This window comes from Polaromonas sp. P1_G4 (assembly GCF_056405475.1).
The window spans coordinates 1-3831 of record NZ_JBFUCA010000423.1; the positions used below are offsets into that span (position 1 = coordinate 1).

Sequence of the window (3831 nt, forward strand, 5' to 3'; positions counted from 1 at the left end):
AGCATCGACTTTGGCGTGCTCTGGAAATCGCCCGGGCTGATGGCCGCCATCCTGGTGGGCTTCCTCGGTTTGAAACTGGTGGTGATTTACGGCCTGGCGCGCCTCATGAAGCTGCCTTTCCAGGAACGCCCGGTGTTCGCGGTACTGCTGGCGCAGGGCGGCGAGTTCGCCTTCGTCGTGTTCCAGGCAGCAGCCGGGGCGCATGTGTTTTCCGCTGAGATCGCCTCACTGCTGATAGGCGCGGTGGCACTGTCCATGCTGCTGAGCCCGCTGCTGCTGGTGGCCGTCGACAAGTTGTTGCTGCCGCGCTGGGCCGGCTGCGACACGCCGCAACTCGAAGAAATCTCCGAGCAGCAGGAGGCGCCCATCATCATTGCCGGTTTCGGCCGCTACGGCCAGATCGTCGGCCGCATGCTGCTGGCCCAGGGCATTCCGGCCACCGTGCTGGACCACGACGCGGAAATGGTCGAAACCGTGCGGGCTTTCGGCTACCGGGTGTTTTACGGCGATGCGACGCGGCTGGACCTGTTGCGCACGGCCGGCGCGGCCACAGCCAAAATCCTGGTGCTGTCGGTCGACGACATGGAGCAATCGCTCAAGATCGTCGACCTGGCGCGCGAGCATTTTCCGCAGATGCAGATCGTCGCCCGCGCGCGTGACGTGACGCACTGGAACGCGCTGCGTGACCGCGGCGTGATGCAGGTGGAACGTGAGGTGTTCGAGTCCAGCCTGCGCAGCGCGCGCACGGTGCTGGAACTGCTGGGCCAGCCGCCGCACGAAGCGCGCCAGGCGGCGATGCGCTTTCGCCGGCACAACCTCGAGCTGTTTGAACGCATGTACCCGCACCGCAAGGACCGTACCAAGGTCATCGCCGTGGCCACCCAGGGGCGTTTACAACTGGAAGAGCAGCTGGCCCAGGAACGCCAGCAACAGGCGCAGCGCCGGCCTGCTGCCTGGCATGCCCAGGAATCCGAATAAAAACAGCTCCAGGCCTTTAGTAGCGGGCGCGAGCAGCTATTGATTTTATAGCACCCGCCTGTCCAGGGATATTGAACGGCAATTACCGGTTCGACTGCTGCTCGGCGTCACGCCGCCGCTGCTCCATGGCACGTCGCTCCACACAAACCGGGTGCTGGGCGAAGCCCGGCTTGGCACACTGCTCAGACATGCAGATCTGGAAACCGAGGAGGATGCGCCCTTCACAGGCCTGCCGCGGATTGCCGGTAGCCGCCTGCGGCGCCGGTGTGGCAGCTTGGTCGGTCACCGAAGGGGAAGGGGTAGCAGCGGATTTGGGCTGAACCTGTTTGGCCTGYCGTTCTTTTTCCAATGCAGCTTTTCGGGTAGCGGCCGCAGCCGCAAGCGCTGCCCTAGAGGCTGCAGACAGGGGTGCCTTCGCCACAGAAGAGGAAGCAGCCGAGGCCGCAAGCTGGGCCTGCGCAGCTGGCACTGCGGGTGCAGCTGCAGCAGGCGCCGCAGACACCACGGGCGAAGTGGAAGCTGCCGGCGTGGCCACCGCCGCGCCGGGCGCTGCCTTGGCCGCTATATTGGCCGGTATGGCAGACGGGGCGGCAGGGGCAGCGCGACCGGAAAGGGATTTCCATCCAAGGCCAATCACGGCCAGCGCCACCAGGCCCGCCAGACCCCACACCAGGTAGCGGTAGGGTGCAGGTGAAGCTGCCTTTGCGGGTGTCGTTGCGACCCCGGGCGACGCCAGGGGACTGCGCCGCCGTGCCGATTTTGACTTTATCGGCGGCCGTGCGGCGTCGTTGGTATTCGCGGCTGGGCCCATGGCGGGAATTGCGGCTGCACCTTGCGTTGGCCGCCCGCTGGCAGGCTCAGGTGCTGCCGGGCTCACGGGTGCCTCGCTGAACACGGTCTCCGGCCAGTCGGTGGATGCATCATGCTCTTCCTGGTCCGGCTGAGCCGCCGCAGCGACCACCGGTGTCCCCAGGCGCGTGGCATCCGGGTCATCGGCGGCGGGCTTCACCGGCACATGAGGCGGCAAAGGCGCCTTGGCTGCCGCCTCTTCAAGGGCCTTCCAGGCCATATCGGTGTCGGTCCCGGAGGCGGATACGCTGGCCGGCGCTGGAGGGGCTGGTTGTGTATCGGGACGCGGAACAATCAGCGTTCCGGTACCCAGGCGCCGGCCGATGTCCGAGTCGTCTGCGCCAGGCACGCCGAGTTTTTTGAGGCGGCGGCGCGCCAGGTCGGCATAGATACCCGACGGGAACTTGGCCAGAAAGCCCTGGATGTCTTCCACATCCATGGACTCCTTGATGTCTTTCCAGTAGACGAGCTCGAGCTCCTGCGTCACGACCGAGATGTTGGCGCTGGTGCCTGACGGCTGGTCAACCAGCGCTTCGCCGGACAGCATGGTGGAAGTCCAGGTTGAACTGCTGCCGGGCCCGGGCGGCACGGCGGTCGGAACCACCGAGATATCGGGCGCCTCGCGTGCCGCGGCCTGCAGCGCAGCAAGGAACTCCTGCGCGCTGGCATAACGCTGGTCGCGCGATTTGGCCAGGGCCTTGGCCACCACGGCATCCAGCGCAGCGGGCAATCGGGCATTGAACGCACCCGGCATGACCGGGGTATGCCCGACGATCTGCTGGATGGTGGCGAAGTCGGTGTCACCGTCAAACGGCCGCTTCCCGGTGAGCAGTTGATACAGCACGATGCCAGCGGCAAACAGGTCTGCGCGGGCGTCAATCGGCCGGCCCTGCACCTGCTCGGGCGACATGTATTTCAGCGTTCCGACCATGGAACCCTGCGTACGGGTGGCTTCGCCGGAATCCTGGATGCGTGCCACACCAAAGTCGGTGAGCTTGACACGCCCGCTCGTCTCGATCAGCAGGTTGGCCGGTTTGATGTCGCGGTGGACGATGCTTTGCCTGTGCGCGTAATCCAGCGCCGAAAGCAGGTCACCCATGATGCCCAGGGTCTGCTCCAGGGTGTAGAGGTTGCCCTTGTCCAGGTGGTGCTTGAGGTCGTCGCCGTCGACGAATTCCATGACCAGGAAGGCAATGTCGCCGTCACGGTCGGAGTCATAGACGCTGACAATATGCGGATGCTGCAGGCGCGCCGCAGACCGGGCCTCGGTGCGAAAACGCACTTCGTACTCTGCGGCGGCTTCTTCCGACAGATTTTCGACCTTGATGGTCTTGATCGCCACCCGGCGGTCAAGATTGGGATCCCGCCCCTCATACACCAGCCCCATCGCCCCCTTGCCGAGGACGCGGATGAGATCGTAACGGCCAAGTTTCTTGAGACTCATGAGGGAATGGAAATGGACGTAACTGGCGGAAACCGTGCTGCGGGCCTGTGGGGGACGCCTACGTCTTGAAACAAAAAACGATTCTAGCCTGCATCATGCAGCGAAAAAGGTCCGGAATCCGCCCTCTTCCGCGGATCAGGTCCTGATGGAAAACGTGACAAGCGGGGCATTTTCGTCGGTACGCTCGCAGCCCGGCACGATCTGGCCGCTGCCAACCAGGTAGCACTCGGTGCGCCGCAGCACCACCGCCTCACTCTGGTTGCCCAGGTACACCCAGGTGCCGTAGCTGGAAGCGTCTGTCAATACAAAATGCCCGCCGCGCCATTCGAGGGTGGCATGCATGCGCGAAACACGGGGGTCGTTCAAGGTCAGCGCCGCATCGGCGGCCCGGCCCAGCGCCAGCTTGCTGCTTTTCGAATCCAGCCTGACGGTTTGTTCCGCAAAGCTGAGTTCGAGGAAGGCCTGGCTGGGTGAAGAGAACATCGAACGCCCGGCCATCGTGGCATCCTCGTCGCGGCCAGCCTGCCATTCGACCCGGTAGACATGGCTGGCTTCAGCCC

Annotated in this window: 3 protein-coding genes; 1 reads left to right on the forward strand and 2 read right to left on the reverse strand. The window is 64.8% G+C overall.

All coding sequences use genetic code 11. The features are described from left to right. Positions 1 to 978: NAD-binding protein (locus AC1D1X_RS17895; RefSeq protein WP_477698797.1), on the forward strand; the 978-nt coding region annotated here is incomplete at its 5' end. 82 nt (positions 979 to 1060) lie between these two features. On the opposite strand, the gene AC1D1X_RS17900 is transcribed toward AC1D1X_RS17895, so the two are convergent. Then, positions 1061 to 3271: a serine/threonine-protein kinase gene (locus tag AC1D1X_RS17900; RefSeq protein WP_477668311.1), complete on the reverse strand. Its 2211-nt coding sequence runs from the start codon at positions 3269 to 3271 to the stop codon at positions 1061 to 1063. Between the two features lie 135 nt (positions 3272 to 3406). Beyond that, positions 3407 to 3831: FHA domain-containing protein (locus tag AC1D1X_RS17905; RefSeq protein ID WP_477698798.1), on the reverse strand; the 425-nt coding region annotated here is incomplete at its 5' end.